General features: G+C 65.8%; 1 protein-coding gene. It reads left to right on the top strand.

Going from position 1 to position 474, the window contains the following annotated elements; genetic code table 11:
- Window positions 1-474 (top strand): condensation domain-containing protein (locus tag OQ248_RS28990; protein WP_265815203.1); only part of this gene is annotated, 474 nt, incomplete at both ends.

Below are 474 nucleotides of genomic sequence, written 5' to 3'. Positions count from 1 at the left end.
GTCGCCGAGGTACTGGCCCAGGCCGGACGCAGCTCGCAGCCGGCCATGTTGCCGGTGCCACGGGACGGCGCGCTGCCGCTGTCGTTCGCCCAGCAACGGCTGTGGTTTCTGGCGCGCATGGAAGGGGTCAACACCGCCTACAACATCCCGCTGGGCCTGCGCTTGCGCGGTCATCTCGACGAGGCGGCGCTGCAACGGTCACTGGCGCGGATCATCGACCGCCACGAAACCCTGCGCAGCCGTTTTGTCCCGCACGACGATGACGTGCAGGTAATGATTGCGGCCGCCGACAGCGCAGTGCTGCTGCGGGTCGAAGATCTGCGCCAGCATCCACACGCCGAAGACGCCATGCAGGCGTTGACCCGTGAACAGGCCTCGACGCCGTTCGACCTGCAGAACGATCCGTTGATTCGTGGATGTCTGGTGCGGTTGGCCGACGATCACCATGTGTTGCTGCTGACCCTGCACCACATC

The sequence above is a fragment of the Pseudomonas sp. COW5 genome (assembly GCF_026240005.1).
Classification (GTDB): domain Bacteria; phylum Pseudomonadota; class Gammaproteobacteria; order Pseudomonadales; family Pseudomonadaceae; genus Aquipseudomonas; species Aquipseudomonas kribbensis.
The sequence above is the reverse complement of the archived record's forward strand: the minus strand, read 5'-3'. Positions and strand labels throughout refer to the sequence as shown.